General features: G+C 44.1%; 22 protein-coding genes and 1 tRNA gene. 15 read left to right on the top strand and 8 right to left on the bottom strand.

Annotation, left to right across the window (positions count from 1 at the left end; all coding sequences use genetic code 11):
• Positions 1–99: 99 nt before the first annotated feature.
• From gltX to IX95_RS13525, 3 genes are all read left to right on the top strand, one after another.
• Complete coding sequence (gene gltX / locus IX95_RS13515) at positions 100–1527, top strand: glutamate--tRNA ligase (RefSeq protein ID WP_038160903.1); 1428 nt, start codon at positions 100–102, stop codon at positions 1525–1527.
• A gap of 318 nt (positions 1528–1845) precedes the next feature.
• Positions 1846–2811 carry an OmpA family protein gene (locus tag IX95_RS13520; RefSeq protein ID WP_038160908.1) on the top strand — a complete coding sequence of 322 codons (966 nt, stop codon included), beginning with the start codon at positions 1846–1848 and terminating at the stop codon, positions 2809–2811.
• 233 nt (positions 2812–3044) lie between these two features.
• Entirely contained in the window at positions 3045–4007 is a 963-nt protein-coding gene (locus tag IX95_RS13525) for an OmpA family protein (RefSeq protein WP_019274753.1), read from the top strand.
• A 53-nt stretch (positions 4008–4060) separates the two neighbouring features.
• Here IX95_RS13525 and IX95_RS13530 read toward each other — a convergent pair whose 3' ends face one another.
• Entirely contained in the window at positions 4061–4567 is a 507-nt protein-coding gene (locus tag IX95_RS13530; protein WP_006957402.1) for a hypothetical protein, read from the bottom strand.
• Positions 4568–4782: 215 nt separating this feature from the next.
• Here IX95_RS13530 and IX95_RS13535 point away from each other — a divergent pair, with 215 nt between their 5' ends.
• The 4 genes from IX95_RS13535 to IX95_RS13550 all read left to right on the top strand — a co-directional run bounded on the left by IX95_RS13535 (position 4783) and on the right by IX95_RS13550 (position 8518).
• A complete protein-coding gene (locus IX95_RS13535) occupies positions 4783–5172 on the top strand; it encodes a glycine zipper family protein (protein WP_021457046.1) in 390 nt (129 codons plus the stop codon).
• Between the two features lie 108 nt (positions 5173–5280).
• Entirely contained in the window at positions 5281–6936 is a 1656-nt protein-coding gene (locus tag IX95_RS13540; protein WP_038160913.1) for a phosphoethanolamine transferase, read from the top strand.
• 97 nt (positions 6937–7033) lie between these two features.
• Complete coding sequence (locus tag IX95_RS13545) at positions 7034–7570, top strand: GNAT family N-acetyltransferase (RefSeq protein WP_038160918.1); 537 nt, start codon at positions 7034–7036, stop codon at positions 7568–7570.
• A gap of 171 nt (positions 7571–7741) precedes the next feature.
• The gene (locus IX95_RS13550) at positions 7742–8518 is read left to right on the top strand and encodes a class I SAM-dependent methyltransferase (RefSeq protein ID WP_038160921.1); all 777 of its coding nucleotides are present in this window, start codon (positions 7742–7744) and stop codon (positions 8516–8518) included.
• A gap of 78 nt (positions 8519–8596) precedes the next feature.
• Here the strand turns inward: IX95_RS13550 and IX95_RS13555 are convergent, their stop codons facing one another.
• The 4 genes from IX95_RS13555 to IX95_RS13570 form a co-directional block, all read right to left on the bottom strand.
• Complete coding sequence (locus IX95_RS13555; RefSeq protein WP_038160924.1) at positions 8597–9418, bottom strand: VUT family protein; 822 nt, start codon at positions 9416–9418, stop codon at positions 8597–8599.
• Positions 9387–9938 carry a helix-turn-helix domain-containing protein gene (locus IX95_RS13560; protein ID WP_021457051.1) on the bottom strand — a complete coding sequence of 184 codons (552 nt, stop codon included), beginning with the start codon at positions 9936–9938 and terminating at the stop codon, positions 9387–9389. The genes IX95_RS13555 and IX95_RS13560 overlap by 32 nt, the downstream gene beginning before the upstream one ends.
• A 476-nt stretch (positions 9939–10414) precedes the next feature.
• Positions 10415–10491, bottom strand: a tRNA-Arg gene (locus tag IX95_RS13565).
• Between the two features lie 52 nt (positions 10492–10543).
• Positions 10544–11677, bottom strand: coding sequence for a flagellar assembly protein FlgT (locus IX95_RS13570; RefSeq protein ID WP_029236009.1), 1134 nt, complete (start codon positions 11675–11677; stop codon positions 10544–10546).
• Positions 11678–11841: 164 nt separating this feature from the next.
• Between IX95_RS13570 and IX95_RS13575 the strand changes: the two genes are divergently transcribed.
• Positions 11842–12477 (top strand): FlgO family outer membrane protein, encoded by a 636-nt coding sequence (locus tag IX95_RS13575; RefSeq protein WP_019274762.1) that lies wholly within the window; start codon positions 11842–11844, stop codon positions 12475–12477.
• Positions 12478–12486: 9 nt separating this feature from the next.
• On the top strand, positions 12487–12918 hold the full coding sequence (gene flgP, locus IX95_RS13580) for a flagellar assembly lipoprotein FlgP (protein ID WP_038160927.1): 432 nt from the start codon (positions 12487–12489) through the stop codon (positions 12916–12918).
• Between the two features lie 66 nt (positions 12919–12984).
• On the opposite strand, the gene IX95_RS13585 is transcribed toward flgP, so the two are convergent.
• The 3 genes from IX95_RS13585 to flgA all read right to left on the bottom strand — a co-directional run bounded on the left by IX95_RS13585 (position 12985) and on the right by flgA (position 14567).
• Positions 12985–13410: a flagella synthesis protein FlgN gene (locus IX95_RS13585; RefSeq protein WP_006957412.1), complete on the bottom strand. Its 426-nt coding sequence runs from the start codon at positions 13408–13410 to the stop codon at positions 12985–12987.
• Positions 13411–13422: 12 nt separating this feature from the next.
• On the bottom strand, positions 13423–13737 hold the full coding sequence (gene flgM, locus IX95_RS13590; RefSeq protein ID WP_006957413.1) for a flagellar biosynthesis anti-sigma factor FlgM: 315 nt from the start codon (positions 13735–13737) through the stop codon (positions 13423–13425).
• Between the two features lie 83 nt (positions 13738–13820).
• On the bottom strand, positions 13821–14567 hold the full coding sequence (flgA, locus tag IX95_RS13595; protein WP_038160931.1) for a flagellar basal body P-ring formation chaperone FlgA: 747 nt from the start codon (positions 14565–14567) through the stop codon (positions 13821–13823).
• 81 nt (positions 14568–14648) lie between these two features.
• Here flgA and IX95_RS13600 point away from each other — a divergent pair, with 81 nt between their 5' ends.
• The 6 genes from IX95_RS13600 to flgE all read left to right on the top strand — a co-directional run bounded on the left by IX95_RS13600 (position 14649) and on the right by flgE (position 19512).
• Entirely contained in the window at positions 14649–15575 is a 927-nt protein-coding gene (locus IX95_RS13600) for a chemotaxis protein CheV (protein ID WP_006957415.1), read from the top strand.
• Positions 15576–15585: 10 nt separating this feature from the next.
• Entirely contained in the window at positions 15586–16413 is an 828-nt protein-coding gene (locus IX95_RS13605; RefSeq protein ID WP_006957416.1) for a protein-glutamate O-methyltransferase, read from the top strand.
• A 220-nt stretch (positions 16414–16633) separates the two neighbouring features.
• Complete coding sequence (gene flgB / locus IX95_RS13610) at positions 16634–17032, top strand: flagellar basal body rod protein FlgB (RefSeq protein ID WP_006957417.1); 399 nt, start codon at positions 16634–16636, stop codon at positions 17030–17032.
• Positions 17033–17449, top strand: a complete 417-nt coding sequence (flgC, locus tag IX95_RS13615) for a flagellar basal body rod protein FlgC (protein WP_006957418.1) — start codon at positions 17033–17035, stop codon at positions 17447–17449. It abuts the gene before it with no gap.
• Positions 17450–17465: 16 nt separating this feature from the next.
• Positions 17466–18179 (top strand): flagellar hook assembly protein FlgD, encoded by a 714-nt coding sequence (gene flgD, locus IX95_RS13620; protein WP_019274764.1) that lies wholly within the window; start codon positions 17466–17468, stop codon positions 18177–18179.
• A gap of 28 nt (positions 18180–18207) precedes the next feature.
• On the top strand, positions 18208–19512 hold the full coding sequence (gene flgE / locus IX95_RS13625; RefSeq protein ID WP_038160934.1) for a flagellar hook protein FlgE: 1305 nt from the start codon (positions 18208–18210) through the stop codon (positions 19510–19512).
• The last annotated feature ends 99 nt before the right edge of the window (positions 19513–19611 follow it).

A 19611-nucleotide genomic window follows, 5' to 3' on the forward strand; every position in this document is an offset into this window, starting at 1 on the left:
TTGTAGATTTGTACATCAGTGCTAAAATACGCGCAATTTTGGCACCATTCATGGCCTCTATTGAATGGTGCAGTCATTTAGACAATCAAGGTATTTTACATGACGGTTAAAACTCGTTTTGCTCCTAGCCCAACAGGCTACCTTCACGTTGGTGGTGCACGTACTGCACTTTACTCTTGGCTTTTTGCTAAAAACCAAGGCGGTGAATTCGTTCTACGTATCGAAGATACGGATTTAGAGCGTAACTCTCAGGAAGCAGTCGATGCGATCCTTGAAGGAATGAAGTGGATGGGTCTTGAGTGGAATGAAGGCCCTTACTTCCAGTCAAAGCGTTTTGACCGTTACAACGAAATGGTTGATAAGCTACTAGCAGAAGACAAAGCCTACAAATGTTACGCGTCTAAAGAGCTGCTAGACGAAATCCGTGCCGAGCAAGAAGCAGCAAAAGAGATGCCTCGTTACGATGCGAATCATCCGAAAGTCGTTGCAGCAAACGCAGCAGCGAAAGAAGGTGATGCGTTTGTTATCCGTTTCCGTAACCCGAAAGAAGGCAGCGTAGTCTTTGAAGACCAAATCCGTGGCCGTATTGAGATCGCTAACGAACAGCTAGATGATCTAATCATCCGCCGTACTGATGGCGCCCCAACTTACAACTTCGTTGTTGTTGTCGATGATTGGGATATGGGTATCACTCACGTTGTTCGCGGTGAAGATCACATCAACAACACGCCTCGTCAAATCAACATTTACGAAGCGCTAGGTGCACCCGTACCAACATTTGCTCACTGTGCAATGATCTTAGGTGATGACGGCGCGAAACTGTCTAAGCGTCACGGCGCAGTATCAGTGATGCAATACCGCGATGAAGGTTATCTACCAAATGCACTAAACAATTACCTAGTGCGTCTTGGCTGGTCTCATGGTGATCAAGAGATCTTCTCTCAAGAAGAGATGATCAACCTATTCTCTCTAGATGCTATCTCTAAGTCAGCGTCAGCGTTTAACACTGAAAAGCTACTTTGGTTGAATAACCACTACATCAAAACTTCGGCTCCTGAGTACGTGGCTGAGCACCTACAATGGCACCTAGACAACCAGAATCTAAACATTGGAAACGGCCCTGCAATCACCGAAGTGATCAAGCTTGTGGGCGAGCGTTGTAACACTCTAGTAGAGCTTGCAGAGCAAATCCGCTACTTCTACGAAGATTTCTCTGAGTTTGAAGCTGGCGCCGCTAAGAAGCACCTGCGTGGTGTTGCTAAAGGCCCGCTAGAATTGGCTTTAGCAAAAGTTGAAGCGCTAGAAGAGTGGACAACAGCAAACATCAAAGATGGTGTGATTGCAGCCGTTTGTGAAGAGCTAGAAATCGGCATGGGTAAAATTGGTATGCCACTGCGTGTTGCAGTTACAGGTGGCGGTCAGTCTCCTTCTGTTGATGCTGTCATGGAGCTTGTAGGTAAAGAGCGCGTCATCGCTCGTATCAAGATGGCGATTGCGTTTATTGAAGAGCGTGAAGCTAACGCATAAAAACTCAAATATACGGCATATAAACCGCAGCTTCAGGCTGCGGTTTTTTTGTGTCTCAACTTTAATGAGACAATTTAAACCTTAGATAACACCTTAATCGGCCTGTGATTATGGTTCCAGTTTCTTATTCACAATGCGCCGGGACGACGCAAAATTATCTAATTAGATGAAATTAAATAAAAACTCACAAAGTTATTTGTTATTTATCTCGTTAAGGTGTAGTGTCCGCACATCTGTACGGTAACTCTCTATGTATTTGTTTTTGTACGGATTGTCTATAGCGTCGCAAATCTAGCGCGTATTAATAAGGTATGAAAAATGAAAAAATTAGCAGCGGTAGTTTCTGGCACACTCCTTCTTGCATCAGCGTCAGCGAATGCGCAGTTTTATCTAGGTGCAAAAGCAGGGGCGAGTTGGGTAGATGATTTATGTACAACGGGCGAGTGCGATGATAACTCTTGGGCACTTGGCTCATTTGTTGGTTACGAATTTAACGATTACCTGGCGCTCGAAGCTGGCCTAGATACGCTAGGTGAAACGACGAGCTCGGGTTATAAAGATGCAGGTTTAGTCTCGTACTCATTGGCGCCGCGTTTTAGCCTGCCTTTAACAGAAAACATTGATGCATTTGCCAAAGCTGGTGGCGCTTACGTTGAGTATGGAAACAAGAGTGACAGCTCTTTTGTTGGTGGTGTCGGCTTGAGCTACAGCGTGTTGCCAAACATTGATATCCAAGTTGAATACCAACGTCTGACTGACATTGATATTGATACGCATGGTATTTCTGGTAACGCCGTTACTCTGGGCTTTACCACTAAGTTTGGCGGAAGCGATGAGCAAGCTGAAGCACCGGCACAAGAAGAAATGCTGGTAGAGGAAACTGTCGAAGAGACAGTTGTTGTTAAGCCTGTATTCCAAACGTTTGAGTCAGAAGTGGTTTACTCAGTGAGCTTCAAATTTGATAGCGCGGAGCTAACACCTGAAAGTGAGATGGCTCTTAAAGAAGTGGCTTCTTTCATGGGCGAATACCCACAGGCAACCGTTGATGTTGTTGGTTACACAGATACCAGCGGCCCGGCAGCATACAACCAGAAGTTATCTGAGCAGCGCGCTCAGTCAGTAGCCGATGTGATTGCAGAATACGGTGTGAACCAATCACGTATTCATGTTGAAGGCGCAGGCGAGAGCAATCCAATCGCGACCAACGAAACACGTGACGGACGCATTGAGAACCGCCGTGCAGAAGTTACCGTGAACGAGTTTGAATATGAAGTTCAGCCATAGTTTGGACTGAATCAATCATTCTTGAACCAAAGCCCTGTTTTGACAGGGCTTTGTCATATTTATGAGAAAGTTACTTGCTAGTATGCAAAAGGTGAAATTAATCCATAAACCGATTTGTACATTCTATGGGTCAGGGTGTACTGTTAATGTTGCCATACTGTAACTAGATGAATGTTATCGTGTGGGTTGTCAGTTATGACGCGCGTGCGTTGTCGGTATATAAGGAAAAAACAATGAAAAAATTAGCAGCGGTAATTTCCACCACACTTCTTCTTGCTTCCACATCTGCAAATGCCCAGTTTTATCTTGGTGCTAAAGCGGGTGCATCTTGGCTCAATGATTCATGCTCGACTGGCCCTTGTGATGATAACTCTTGGGCGCTAGGTTCATTTGCAGGTTACGAGTTCAATGACATGATTAGTCTTGAGCTGGGCCTTGATACACTGGGGGAAACCACTGGTTATGGTTACACAGATGCAGGTTTGAGTTCTTACTCTCTTGCACCGCGATTCACCATGCCGCTTTCACAAAAGTTTGATGCGTTTGCTAAAGTTGGTGGTGCCTATGTGGAATACGGAAACAAAGATGATAGCTCTCTTCTTGGTGCTTTAGGTGTCACCTATGCCTTTATGCCTACCATCGATTTCCAACTTGAGTATCAGCGTTTAACTGACATCAACATTGATACACATCGCTTTAAAGGCAACGCTTTAACGCTGGGTTTTATTGCTAAGTTTGGTGGCAGTGATGAGCCTACAGCACAACCTGTACAAGAAGAGTTAATGGTTGAGGAAGTAGTTGAAGAAGAAGTGGTTGTTGAACCTATCGTTAAAACGTTCGAGACCAAAGTTGTTGACTCTAGCAGCTTCGCTTTAAATAGCGCAGAGTTGAAACCAGAAAGCAAAGCGATGCTAGCTGAATTGGTCGCGTTTATGACGGAATTCCCGCAATCTACGGTTGAAGTTGTTGGTTATACTGACTCTAGTGGTGCTGCGTCATACAACCAGAAACTGTCCGAGCGACGTGCTCAATCAGTGGCTGATGCGCTAGAAGAGCAGGGAATTGATGCTTCTCGAATCAGTGCTCGTGGTGAAGGGGAAAATAACCCAATCGCTTCTAATGAAACACAGCAAGGGCGTGAACAAAATCGCCGTGTAGAAATAATGGTGCCAGCGTTTGAGTATGAAGCTCAATAACTAATTGATGTTCTGATTAATGACAACGCCTCGAATGAAAATTCGGGGTGTTTTTATTTGAGGTCAATACTGTTTAGTCTTCCCATAAATTCGAGAATTTCTAGGTTGTCTTTATTGGCTTCCAGTAACGCTTTCTTAGTTTTGGTGTATGCAGCCAATCTACCGTGCTTTTTGATTGAACATACGACGCTTTGATAGATTAGCTTGCCGCTTTTGTCGTAAGTTCGCCAAGCAGCAATATAGCATTCATCTTTCGCGTCAGGATTGGTTTTGGTTGGGCGTGGTTTAAAGATGATCTTAGGTTCTACAGAGTGAGGCAAACGGGTCATTAAGTAAGGGTCTTTGAGCAACTTACGCCAAAATTTCCCCCACATTTCACTTCCAAGCTCGTTACGAAGTTTAATTGCCTTCTGCAGCCCTTTCTTCTCGCCGATCCGAACATAACCCACAGAACGGTGCAGCACCGTGTCATCAGGTGTATGGATGTGGATTTTGAAAGCGGTTTTGGCTTTAGATATAAAGCGATGACCAGTGTTGGTGGTCAAGTTACTTTTCTTCATTAAATTCTTATGAATAATTTTATTAATAACTATTTTAGTTGAATGTCAGCAATTGTTGAAGCCCCGATTTTTCTCTCACGAACTAGCTCGAGTAGTCCCTTCTCGTTTCATTGATATGCGCATGACATAGGCTGACATTCCATTACTCAAGTACGACAGAAATCGATAATAAAACACTGTACATTTGTTCTCAGATTTATGAGGGAGTATTTGAAATGTTGAGAACATTTTCTGTGATAGCGCTGTCTGCCGGCTTGGCAGCATGTGCTTACAACCAAAAACCTGTAGTGGATATGGCTGGTGTCGATCAGCAGCAATACGATGCCGATTTTACGTATTGCCAAGGGTACGCTGAGCAAGTCGACAAAGGAGAAGCGGCGAAAACCGAAGCGACAAACGGTGCAGTATCAGGCGCGGTCATTGGAGCCGTGGCTGGCGTTATTCAGGATGGTGTCGGAGGCGCGGTTGTTGGTGCTGCGGCTGGTGGCGCTGTCGGCGCGGGTGCTGGGGCTTTGGGTGGCGCTAATGACTCGACGAAAACTCAGTCTTTGGTCTTACGTAAGTGCTTAGCCAACAAAGGTTATACCGTGTATGACCTTGAGTGATTGCTTTTTAAGGCACCACAAGAGTATGACGCCAAGCAATACAAGTCCTGTGCGAGTAGCGCAGCGACGCGTTGCTCCCTGTCCGGTTAACACAAATGATGTAATGCTATGAACGGATTGAATACTGATAGGTCGAAAGGCATCAGCTATGCCATTTTTACCGCCTTACTTGCACTGTACTTTGCCATTGTCGTTAATTTGCCGTTTTACAAAGAGTTGCACACGATATACAGCCACACAGATACCGTAAATCTTGGCTTCTTGCTGTCCATTCCACTGTTTCTGTGGGCATCTCTGAACTTTCTGTTTAGTTTCTTTAGTTGGCCGTATCTGACTAAGCCTTTCTTCATTGTACTGCTGATTTGCTCAAGTATTGTCAGTTATGCCGGATACAATTATGGGGTGTTATTCGATCTGTCGATGATGACTAACCTGTTTGAGACCAATCAAAGTGAAGTACTGTCTTATCTCAGCGTATACTCTATTGGGTGGGTCGTGGCGATGGGAGTGATTCCAGCACTGGCCGTCGTTAAAATTAGATTTAAAACGCCTCACCCACTGGGTTTGATCCAAAGCAAGTTGCTTTCGATGGTGATCTCTATCCTTGTAGTGACGGCTGTTGTTGGGTTGTACTATCAGAATTATGTTTCCGTTGGTCGTAATCATCATACGTTGAATCGAGCATTGATTCCGACCGAGTTTGTTTCCAGCCTCTCTCGTTATATTAAAAGGCATTACTTTGCCACTCCTGTGAAATACCACCAGTTGGGTCTGGACGCACAACAATCTGCCGAGGCTTTAGAAGCCGCCGAGTCGAAACCAACATTAGTGGTATTTATGGTCGGCGAGACAGCGCGAGCACAAAACTACCAATTGAACGGTTATAACCGGGAAACCAATTCATACACTCGGGATATGGGCGTGATTTCATTCCAAGATGTGAGTTCATGCGGCACCGCGACCGCAGTATCGGTCCCCTGTATGTTTTCTAATATGGATCGATCTCATTTTGATCGCCAACTCGCTGATAATCAGGATAACGTCTTAGACATTCTAAAGCGGGCGGGAGTTGATGTGCTTTGGCGTGACAATGATGGGGGTGATAAGCAGGTAGCCAAAAATGTTGCTAAGCAAGAGATTGCGCATGCCCCGGCCGATCCGCAATGCAATGGAAGTACGTGCTATGACATGGCGTTGCTTGAGAATTTCGAACAACATGTCGATTCCCTTAAAGGTAACCGATTGATGGTAATGCATTTGATTGGCAGTCATGGCCCGACGTACTTCCAACGATATCCGAAAGATAGAGCGATGTATTTTCCTGATTGTGAACGCTCCGACATCGAAAACTGTACACCGGAGCAAATCATCAACTCCTACGACAACAGCATCCTTTATACCGATTACGTCGTGAGTCAGGCGATAGACAAACTGAAAGCACTACAGGAACAGTTCAACACGGCACTCATTTATGTTTCCGACCACGGAGAGTCGCTGGGTGAAGAGGGTATCTACTTACATGGCTTGCCTTATAGTCTTGCTCCAAACTTTCAAAAACGAGTGCCTTTCTTGTTGTGGATGTCGCCAGGTTTCAAGCAAGTGAAACACATTAATACGCGTTGCCTTCAGCAAGAGGCTCAACAAACGGGTATCTACTCTCACGACAATGTCTTTCATTCGCTGCTTGGGATGATGGACGTAGCGACACAAGAGTATCAGAGCAAACTTGATATTTTTAGTGCGTGTCGGGTTGAGAATAATTAATCCCACGCGGGAAAAAGTTCGTGAGTAATTCTTGACCTGTCTAAAGCTTCACACTTTATGATGCGTTCATCTTGAAAGAGAAGAAGGAAAAAGATCTATGCATTATTCGTTGTATCACCCGAGTCAGGCTGAAGAGATCAAGCAACTATTTTTAAACACTTTCAGCGATTCTGAGGGGGAAAGTGAGGGGCTGCTTGTATCGAATCTAGCGTTTGACTTGATGAAAAATACCGAAGCCTCCAAGGTTGAGGTCTATGTCGCTACAGAAGAAAGCCGCATTGTTGGGTGTATCTTGCTGTCAACAATGAACTTTGACTCTAAGGCGAGTGCGTATTTATTGTCTCCGGTTGCGATTGCTACCCAGTATCAGGGCAAGGGCATTGGTCAGGCATTAATAGGTTACGCCTTGAAAGAGCTTAAAGAGAAAGGCGTCGAATTGGTAATGACTTATGGTGATCCAAACTTTTATTCTAAAGTCGGTTTTCAACAGGTGGAGACATCTATCATTGCATCGCCGTACCCACTCACTCAGCCGCAAGGCTGGCTCGCAAACTCACTCAATGGTGCTGCATTTGACACAGTTTTAGGCAAGCCTGCTTGTGTCGAAGTGTTCAATCATCCCGAGCTTTGGTAGTTGAGATTCACCAGACGCTGAGTGTTTGGAGCACTTTTATTGAGGCTCTATGTTCTCACCTATTTTATTGTGTAAGTGATAGGTAATAAGCGCTGTATTTGACGTGTATCTTACAGTTACGTAAGGGATTTTGAATTATCATCTTGCGCCTGAAATAGAGATGAATGCGTTATGAATTACAACAAAGAATACCATCGCAATGGAATCGTACAGTTTGATGCTGCGAAAGAGCTGATTCGGCTTTTGCCCACTAAGGTTGGGCGTTTGCTTGATGTCGGATGTGGTTCTGGGAAAGTCGCTCACTTGATACACGATCACTCATCACCCCAAACCATGGTGGCGATAGATGTGTCATCGGAAATGCTCGAACAAGCACTGCGCCTGTACCCTGATAGCCCGATTGATTTTGTGCAAGCAGACATTGTTGATTATGCCTCTGAAGAAGGGTTTGATGTCATCACATCGAATTCTTCTTTTCAGTGGTATCAAGACTATGATGCTGCGCTATCGGCAATTAGAACGGCCCTGAAATCAGATGGTATTTTTGTGCTTCAGACTCCTTATAAACAAGACTGGTGTCCACAGGTCTCAAACCTAATGAGTGAGTTTTTTCGCGACTTTTACCCTCAACTTGGGCAGGACTTCCGCATGGTCTGTATGCACTTAGAGCATGAGAGTGAATACCGTGAAATGTTTGAGTCGAGAGGCTTTAATGTGATTTCAATGATGCCCAAAGAGTTTGAGTATTCTTTTAGTGGGGAAGAGTTCAAACAGTTCTTCATGTCAGGAGCATATAAAGTGTATACCTCGGAGAAAAGTTACTCTCTGCCGGTCCCGCCAGCGTTTTCTGCTGATCTAGAGAATTTTATCGATGAAAGGGTACGCAGTCAGCAATCTATCGAGGTGAGTATTTCTAGGATATTGGCTTGCTTCAGCCGTGACGACTAGATCAGATAGCATAGGTAAGTCATGAACAATAAAAAGCTCGGACAACAGTCCGAGCTTTTTGGTTTTGAAGAAGGCTAATTAAGCATAGTTAGAGTTTTCATCTAACTCAGAAGAGTCATTTTGTTTCTTTGCTTTTAGAATGTTGTAAGTAAACACTAAAGCATAAAGTACAGGAATTAGTGCCACAGCATAGCCGACTTTAAATAAATAATTATCAGCAATCTTTTGTAATAGTGTTAATGATGTTGATGAATTAAAGAATAATCCGATCCAAATAACAGTATATAATGCTTGGCCAATAGTACTTGAAATAATAGAACGTGCCCAAATTGGCGCTTTATGCAACTTCATACTGAGTTTTCTGAAAATAAAGTTGTTAGCTTGGTCAGCAGCAAGAATACATAGGCTATTAATCAGGTACAAATATATAAGTGGCTCGAATACCTCTTTATAAGGAGATTTAATATCAAAGGTAAAAAAGGTAACCGCGATTAATCCAGAGGCGAGTGCACACATTCCTGCGCCAAAATAGGTTGTCGATTTAGCATACTCGTATCTGAGTGTTGCGTTGATCGTATCGAGGACTAGGAAGGTTAATGGGAATATTAAAATACCAGCAGGCTGCCAGGTGCCGAATATTTCAACACTATACGGCGACATAGGAATCGCAACTAAGAGAGAGGCGAGATAAAGCGCGGTAAGGAACCCATACCATTTAATATCAAATTTAGTAATAGGATCCATCGCGTGGATCAAATCTCGATGCTCTTTTTTGAAAAATACAACCAGCCCTTTGTTGATAAGCCCTCTAGCTGGTGAGCTTAAAACATAGTCATTATCTTCGTTTGTGTAATATATTAAGCCATTTTCAACCTTCAACAAGTTTAAGCTTCTTGTCATTGATATGTTCCTTACTTATTTTTGTTATAACCTTGCCAATTGGAATATAGTCTTTTTCAGGTTCATGAGGATACCAAGCTAAGTTGATGAAATTATCAACTCTAAACAGCTCTATAATATCTTCACCGCTCTGAAATAAATAATTTCCAGCACCAAGTTTCTTAGTGCTGACTATATTTATAGATTCATCATTGTAAATGAGTTTGTGAAACTTGGATATTGGCATACCAGTTTCAAAAAAACCAATCTTTTGAAGCTTTGAGTTAACAATTCCTTCGACATCATAATCACGTTCGTAGGTACCAGTGCGTTCAACACCGGTCATCAGCCATTCGTAGGATACATTAAGTGTCTTCGCTATTTGGGTCATGTTCTTATGTGGGTTTTTAATTTTGTTATTAAGAAGCTTGCTCATGTAGCCTCTTTCAATACCCACTTTCCTAGATAGCTCAGCTGCAGAAACGCCTTTAACAAAAAGAATTTCTTTTAACCGCCCGCCAATAGTGGTGACATCTTTCAATATGCTTCTCCGAGTCGTTTTTTATGAACTGTTACACAGTATGAGATTATTTTTTGTTGAAAAAAGTTTCACATTTGACAACAAATTGATGCATATATTACACTTTTTTCCATCGAGAAGCTCAAGTGTCAGTGAGCACTTCTTGTAGGACAATGCTTAGATTGAGATCTAAGCACTCATTTCTCGTGGCTAAACTGGTTTTAGGTATGGGTTATGTGCTCTGACGATTGTTCGAACTTGCCACTTTAGCCAGGTGGCATTATTGGAATCCGCCTAATGAACACCTCGGTATGGAACCAATGTTAATTATCCTTGTTTCAACACTCTTCTTGTTGGACCTCTTCCCTGATTGGGAAGAGGTTTTTTATTGCTTTACAGAGAAGTTGTTGTAATGGATGGAATAGACAGGCGAGAGATAGAATTATAGATACAAAAAAGCCAGACCTACTTGCGTTGGATCTGGCTTGTATATGATGTGGCGCTCCCGACAGGATTCGAACCTGTGACCTATCCCTTAGGAGGGGATCGCGCTATCCAGCTGTGCAACGGGAGCTTGGGTTCATCATACTGAATTAAAACAGGATGTTAAACCTTAACTCACTGATTTAAAGCATCTTGTGCATAACATCGCCAATTTGAATGCTACCTGCAAGCTCAGGTTGATCAACGGTAAGCTCCGCTTCGTTTTCATACACTCGAGACACGGTGAGAGTAATATCTGACTCTGTCACCTTATTACGAGGCAAACCACGTTGATCGATAAAGGAACCTGTGTGCCAAAGTTTGAGTTTATCGCCTTGCTGAACGCCGTGGATACGGCCTAAATCCATGGTAAGGACATTGTTCCACTTTGAAATGATCTCTGGGAGTGTGATCTTACATGACACTTCTGACTCCAGATCTAACATGATGTTGCGGCTGACGCGCAGCATCATGTCACCGTATGTTGACGCCCAGAAGCGGGCACTTTTCGTATCCACTTGGCTGGTTTTGGGGAATGGCCAACGCGCAACTTCACGATAATTGCGGTTATAAACTTCATTGCCTGTTTTTCCATCAAACACGGTCATCTCTAGTGCAAACTGACGGTTGATGATGTCATCTCTTAACAGCTTCTGTTCAATAGTGGCGGTTAAGTCTGTGATGACGCCACCAATGATATATTGAGCGCCGGTGTCTTGCGCGATCATTTTGAGGCGTTCCGGGTAACGTTGGCTGATTTCATAGTCCGTGGTGCCAACAGAGACAAAGTTGGCTGATTGCTGGTCAAGTTGGCGATTAATTACCGTAGCAAAATCGTCCCCCACACTATAAATCTGGCCCATTACTGCTTGTTGAGGTGACTCTACATCGATATTGCCGACCAAAAACGTTTTCTTGTATTGGCTGACATGGCAACCCGTTGCCGATGGGTAGATATCAATACGCGCTTTGACAAACATGACGCCACTGCGGACTTTCTGCTCATCGACCAAGATATAGCGAACTTCGGTATTGCTGAATTGGTACTCTTTACGCTCACTTTCGAGTAGCGGCCTCAAGTTGGAAATGCTGCCGATATCGGCGCCAGAAAAGCTGACGGCTTTATAAATAGCATCTTCCAATGCATGAATACGAGCGACTTCTTCAGAGGAAACGACAGTGGCGGTTCCGGTCACTTCATACCATCCGGCAGACGCTATACTCGCGTACAGCGAGGCGTAAATGGTTGAAATCAGGACAAGAAGCGATTTTTTCATATTCATCTTCCAAGTTGGTTCATTTTTTGCTTATTCTATCTTAGCTGATTTAGGCATTGCCGTTCTGAATGGTTGCAGATTTAGAAAAGCAAAGACTGTTCCACTTTTTATGAGAGATAGGAAATGGAACCAATCAGTGCCTAATATGTATCGGAGATTAGAGAATGAAAAGATGGCTAACGCTAGTGCCAGTGGTGTTTCTCACCGCTTGTGCCTATGCCCCAATATACAACGGTAAAGAACCGTACCCAGGCTCCCAGTTTATGCTGATGGAGAGTCCGCGTCATACTCTTGACTTCTTTATTGAGAGTATGACTGAAGATCTGATGATCTCGAACACAAGTGTGTCTGCGCGGACACCAATTGCCGTCACCTCTTTTGTTGATCTACAAAATATGGACGCGACGAACTGGTTGGGTAATTCGGTATCAGAAGGGTTCATTCACCAATTCCAACGCCGTGGCTTTAAAGTGGTTGATTACAAAACGACGGGATCTATCCAAGTGACGCAGCAAGGAGACTTCGCCTTCAGTCGTGACTGGAAAGATTTATCTCAGGAGCAAGATATCCAATATGTCCTGACAGGGACCATGCTACGTCAAGAAGGCGGTGTTCTAGTTAACGCTCGTGTCGTCGGTATGCAGTCACGTGTGGTTGTTGCCACTGCTCAAGGTTTCTTACCTGCGGATAGAATTGGCCGTGACCTAGACACACTTAACAGTATCCGAACTGAAGATGGTGTTTTGATTCGCTCAGACCCTACAATAAGACAACCTTACACGGTTATTCTGCGTCCATAGGGAGTTGAGATGAAGAAGTTATTTTTACTGGTAGTTGCGTTGATTATGGTTGGCTGCCAACCTTTGCAGAATATGCGCCCAGATGATTGGTTAACAGCGGTTGGCTATGCCAATATCAGTGAGCAGAAAGGCCGTACAGATGAAGAGCGTCAGGTGCGAGCGATGCGCGCCTCTAAGATTGATGCCTATCGAGAACTGGCTGAGCAAGTATATGGTATGCGAGTGAGCGGACGTGCAGATTTACAGGATCAACGTTTAGGGACTGAACTAACCTCAGGTGCTGTAGATGGTGTCATTCGTGGTGCTGAAGTGGTACGCAGTTACAAAGTTGGCGACAGTTACGTTACTGAATTGCGCTTGGACATCAAGAAGATGAACAAGCTCCGTGATTATGGTGAAGTGCAGGTCGTTCCGGAAAAACGTCAACAAACTCTTTTCTAAATTTCTCTCTAAATCTTCGATCAAAAAAAAGCGGCAATCATTGCCGCTTTTTTGTGTTCAGGTTGGTTAGGCCTTGATATTAGTGCCTAAGGTAGTGACATTCTTGGTTTGACCCTCTGCTGTGTATGTCATACCCAGTTTGCCCTGAGTTTGTTGCATTAGGTTATTCAGCTTATTGAAGCTTAATTGTGCGCGTTGCAAGGCTTCACCGTTTACTGCATTCGCTTGTTGGCAATCATGGACGATAGAACGAATTTGATCGACTAGAGGGCTCAACTCTGGATCATTGGTCAAAGTCGCCACATCGGGATGCTGGCTAATACGTTGGTCAGTCTGCTGAAGCTGGTTAATTAAAGTGAGTTTTTCTTTGGCAAGCTGTTCGATTTCTTTAGCCACCCTGCTAGCGATCGCAGCTTTCTCTTTCTCTAACAGCAATGAAAGATCGGTTGCGCTTTTGAGTTGGAACTCAACTAAACTGCTTAGGGCTGCCATGACAGAAACTCGTTACTCAAAACCACCAAGTTCTTTCTCGAACTTGATCATATTATCAGCCAGCTTTTGCGGGTCAACGCTGTAAGAGCCATTTGCAATAGCTTCTTTGATAGCGGCAACTTTTGCTTGGTCAAAGCTTGGCTGGCTAGCAAGTTGGGTATGCATTTCACCGACTGCCTTACCTTGTTTACTTAAGGATACAGAGTCTTGTGCAACTTCTGACTTCTTTGCTGAATCAGTTGCAGAAGGGCTATTTTCATTACGCGCTGTGCTTCTTGTCGACGTTGTTACCGTCTGCCCAGAGCGTATGTTATCAATGCCTGCCATATGTGTGAGCCTTTACGTGTTTAGAATCTTATGTTGTCAATATCGACTAGAGTAGGGATTACTTTAGGCTTTTTTTAAATTGATCAGAAAATAACCGTCACTTCCGAGATCCCTGTGACTCTCCCTTCAATTATACGGTTGGATTTTGTATTTTTCACTCTTATCTGTTCACCATGTGACCCATCTGTGAGGGCTGTGCCCTTGGTTGTGATGGTCATACCAGACTTTACGGCTTTGATTGTGACCGTTTCATTGCGGCAAACTACGCATATATCATTGCTTTCAATAACTTCGCCAGCACGCAGATTTTTCTTTGTTTTTGCGCCAATTACGGCATCAATGTTGGAAAAGCCTTGCCGCCTGAAGCGTTGCAAGTCTACCATATTAATAGTGACATCTTGTCGTGAGATAATCTGGCCTCGGCTAAGCGGCCCAACGAGCGTAACTTGAGGGCCAGAGCGCGTCAGTCTGACAGGAACATATAATTTCCAGTTATCTTCGCTACACTCTACTAACACAGTGATGTTACTGGCGTTGGGGTTGGTAGAGGAGGAAGAGGCGTCTAAATTGCTTGGGCAATCGGTGGCAAAGACACGGCTATCAATATTTGCCGCTCTTGCCTCAAACGTACCGCCTGTAGGCCATTCGATGGTCGATAAGACGTACTCTTCTGCCGCTTGTTGAATACTGATAATTTGCTCAGGCGTGGCTGATGTTGCTGAAAAACTAAAGAAAAAGCATAAAAAGACGATAGACTTATAAAAGTTTTTATAGAAAGCTCTACAATTAGTTATGGAAAATGAGCATAAGTGTGATTTTGAGTATGTCATTCTATTTCTCTAATAGTTTTACATGGCCGTTAGTAGACTACCATTTTTTTTAGCATGAAAGTTTGAGATGGAGATGAGCTTATGTCGGGTATTCTTGATTCGGTGAATCAGCGTACGCAACTCGTCGGTCAAAACCGATTGGAACTCCTAACGTTTCGTCTGATGGGGCGACAACGTTATGGAATTAACGTATTTAAAGTAAAAGAGGTACTTCAGTGCCCTAAGCTTACTTCAATGCCAAACTTGCACCACCTAGTCAAAGGGGTGGCTCATATCCGTGGCCATACTGTTTCAGTTATTGATTTAAGTTTAGCTGTTGGCGGCCGTCCGACTACTGACGTTGAAAAAGCTTTTGTTGTGATCGCTGAATTTAACCGTACGATTCAGGCTTTCCTTGTAACGTCCGTAGAGCGTATCATCAACATGCATTGGGAAGCGATCCTGCCACCACCTGAAGGCGCTGGTAAATCCAACTATTTGACTGCTGTCACCAACATTGATAATGAGCTCGTCGAAATTCTTGATGTAGAAAAGATCCTTGCAGAAATCGCGCCAGTGGATGAAACAATGGACGCTTCAATCGGTGAGGAGATAGCCCAGGTTGAATCAGAGAAAGAGATAGTTCGCCGTATTTTGATAGCTGACGATTCAACGGTAGCGCGTAAGCAGGTTGAACGTGCAATTACATCACTGGGTTTTGAAGCGATTGCTGTTATTGATGGTAAGCAAGCTTATGAGAAGCTGGTAGAAATGGCAGCAGAAGGTAGTATCTATGATCAGATTTCTTTGGTTATCTCAGATATCGAGATGCCTGAAATGGATGGCTATACCTTAACAGCAGAAATAAGGCGTAACCCTGATCTTAAAGATCTTTATGTTATTCTCCATTCATCACTCAGTGGTGTATTTAACCAAGCGATGGTCGAACGTGTGGGAGCCAACTCCTTTATTGCGAAATTCAACCCTGATGAACTTGGTAATGCAGTGAAGACTGCGCTTACTGAATAAAGAGAAGTAAATGACAGCGATAACTATAAGCGATCAAGAGTATCGTGATTTCAGCCGTTTCTTAGAATCTCAATGTGGCATCGTACTAGGTGACAGTAAACAGTACTTGGTGAGGAGCCGGTTAAGCCCTCTTGTGACAAAGTTTAAGCTCAGCTCTTTGTCCGATCTGCTACGAGATGTTGTCACTGGCCGTAACCGAGAGTTACGTGTTGCCGCTGTTGATGCTATGACAACCAACGAAACACTGTGGTTTCGTGATACTTACCCGTTTGAAGTCCTTGCTAATAAATTGTTGCCGGAAGCGGCGGCAAACAAACGACCAATAAAAATTTGGTCAGCGGCAAGTTCTTCTGGTCAGGAGCCGTATTCTATGGCAATGACCATTCTCGAAACCCAACAGCGTAAGCCAGGAATGTTGCCGAGCGTATCTGTAACGGCAACGGATATTTCCGCAAGTATGTTGGATATGTGCCGTGCAGGTGTTTACGATAATCTTGCCTTAGGGCGTGGTTTGTCTCCTGAACGTCGTCGAAATTTCTTTGAAGATGCTGGCGATGGCCGGATGAAAGTTAAAGACAATGTTAAGCGTCTAGTTAATTTCCGCCCTCAAAATCTAATGGACAGCTACGCTTTGCTCGGCAAGTTTGACATCATTTTCTGTCGTAACGTATTGATTTATTTCTCCCCGGACATGAAATCACAGGTTTTAAATCAGATGGCTAACAGTTTAAACCCTGGAGGATACCTACTACTTGGGGCGTCTGAGTCTTTAACTGGGCTAACTGACCGTTTCGAGATGGTCCGATGTAACCCAGGTATTATTTATAAACTTAAATAAGCCGAATCCATTTAACTCAAGCCCAGCTACTCGCTGGGCTTTTTCGTATTTGGATTGTTTCTCTATACTTACAATGACATTCCATTGCTCCACAATTTCACATTTTGGCGTGGTAATTGCTGATGAGCTTATAACAAAGAAATTACGATTCAATTAAAGTTGGTACGCTAATTGCTTTGTTATTCAGTAGTAACGGTCAGTTCTTTATGTAGAGGTTAACATGGCTATATCTTTCGACAATGCATTAGGTATCCACCAATACACGGTGGGCGTACGTGAGCGCAATGCTGAGGTGATTTCCACCAACATTGCTCAAGCGAACACTCCTGGCTACAAATCGAAAGGCATGGACTTCCAAAAGGCATTGCAGGCGGCAACATCGGGGGCAAGCATTGGGCTTAGTCGTACCGACAGTCGGCATATTCCTGCCTCTACGCAAGTGACAGGGGAAGTGCTTTATCGACTTCCGACTCAACCTGACACCGGTGATGGCAACACGGTGGATGTAGATTTAGAGCGTAACTTGTTTATGCAAAATCAAATCAGACACCAGGCATCACTTGACTTCTTAGGAAGTAAATTCAAGAACTTAACTAAAGCATTAAAGGGGAGTAACTAGATGAGCTTGTTTAACGTTTTCAATGTAACTGGTTCTGCCATGAGCGCTGAATCTGTTCGTCTAAATACAACCTCAAGCAACTTGGCAAATGCCGACAGTGTCTCTAGCTCTGCGAAAGATACTTATAAAGCTCGCCATGCTGTGTTTGGTGCTGAGTTAAGTAAGGCTAAGTACGGTCGAGACCATACGGTGCCGGTACAAGTGTTAGGGATAGTTGAAAGTGATAAACCGCTTGATGCGGAGTACAACCCAGAGCACCCTCTCGCAAATGACGATGGCTATATCTACAAGCCAAACGTTAATGTGATGGAAGAAATGGCTAATATGATTTCTGCTTCTCGTTCATACCAAACGAATGTTCAAGTAGCAGATGCAAGCAAACAAATGCTGCTGCGTACGCTGCAGATGGGTCAATAAGGATAGGAGGTAACATATGGCCGGGGGCATTAATAATAATGTTGGTCAGAGTGGCTTGTCCTATGTTGACCAGCTTAAACAGCTTCAGGACAAGAATAAGCCTGATGAAACAACAGGTAAGCAGGATCTTAAACAAGAAGACTTCTTATCGTTGCTCACCAAGCAGCTTGCCCAGCAAGACCCGTTTAAGCCGGTTAGCAATGACCAGATGATTGCTCAGATGGCGTCGTTTGCGACGGTAGATGGCATCGGCAAAATGAACAATCAGTTTGAAACACTGAATGCGTCGATGACTTCTAACCAAGCGCTTCAGGCATCATCACTTGTTGGTCGAGACGTATTAGTCCCGGGCGCAGCAGGGGTGAAGGCTGATGATGGCTCCATGGCTGCTATGGTCAAACTACCTCAATCTGTTGATAACCTAATGGTGCGAGTAGAAGATCAAATGGGGCAGCTGATCCGTACCTTCGATGTCGGTTCTAAACCTGCAGGTGACAACCGCGTTGAGTGGGATGGTAAAGATCAAAACGGTAATCCATTGCCGGCTGGCAAATACAATGTGAAAGCATCAGGTTTGCTGGACGGGCAGGCGAAAGATTTTGAAGTTTCGACTTACGCTAACGTAAATAGCGTCTTGCTTGGTAAAGGTGATGGTAACGTACTACTCAATCTGGCTGGCTTTGAGTCGCCAGTTCGACTTGCTGAAGTACTAGAAGTTGGCAAAGCGTAATTACGCTGGCTAGATAGGAGATTTTGGAATGTCTTATGTTGCATTAAGCGGCTTGTCCGCAGCTCAGTTAGATCTGAACACAACCAGTAACAACATTGCGAACGCGAACACATATGGCTTTAAAGAGTCCCGTGCCGAGTTTGGTGATGTTTACTCTAATTCACTGTTCACCCATGCTAAGACCACGCCTGGTCAGGGTGTACAAGCCGCTAAGGTTGCTCAGCAATTCCATGAAGGTTCAAGTATTTATACCAATAACCCAATGGATTTGCGTGTGTCTGGTACTGGCTTCTTTGCTGTTGCTAAAGATCGTCTGGCACCAACGACCAACGAGTTGACACGTAATGGCGCGTTTCACCTGAACAAAGATAACTACATGACAACAGCGAATGATGAGTTCCTGTTAGGTTATCAGGTCAACAAAGACACGGGCGATGTACTGTCTTACGAGCCTTCGCCAATTAATATCCCGAAAGAGTTTGGTAAACCTAAGCAGACTTCGAATATTGATGTAGGTGTTAACCTGCCTGCTGGTGGAGATTTGAAAGACCCTGCATTGTTTGATTTTTCTGATCCGGAAACCTACAACCGTTCAACGTCTTCGACTATCTATGACTCCATGGGTCAGTCGTACAAGTTGACGACTTACTACTTGAAAGATCAGAACCAAGCCAATACTTGGCAAACGTATTACACCGTTACTGATAGCGCCGGTGAGAAGCCAATCAACATAGTTGGTGGTGATGTAACGGCGCCTACGGGTCATGTTGGTCACACTATGCGATTCAATAATGATGGTACGTTAGCAAGTCTGAACAACGGTCAGAACATTGTTTCTGAGCCACTTGGTACAGGTGCAAACCCAGTAGAGCTAAATGGTGCGGATATCAACCAAACATTATCATTTGGTCTACAGGATGCGACACAGTTTGCCGCTCCATTTGAATTAACCAAGTTTGATGAAGACGGTGCAACGACTGGCTTCCTGACCAAAGTTGATTTCGATGAGAACGGTAGCGTGCTTGGTACTTATTCGAATGGTGAGAACATTATCTTAGGTCGAGTTGCATTAGTCCGAGTGCCTAATGAGCAAGGTCTGGATAAGAAAGGTGGTACTCAGTGGGATTCAACTCAGTTCTCTGGCAACAAGATTTGGGGTGAATCAAACAAGGGCTCCTTTGGTACGATTTCGAGTGGCGTGCTTGAGCAAGCCAATATCGATATGACACAGGAGCTGGTGGATCTTATCTCTGCTCAGCGTAACTTCCAAGCGAACTCACGTTCTCTGGAAGTGCATAACCAAACTCAACAGAACATCCTGCAGATTCGTTAATCATGGTTCTGAGAGTTTAAAGACATTCCGCAATCATCTGAATAGCAGGCTGGTGGCAACAACCAGCTTGCTATTGTTGCCACCTATGGCAATTCTTTT

The organism is Vibrio sp. B183 (assembly GCF_000740665.1).
GTDB classification, from domain to species: Bacteria; Pseudomonadota; Gammaproteobacteria; order Enterobacterales; family Vibrionaceae; genus Vibrio; species Vibrio coralliilyticus.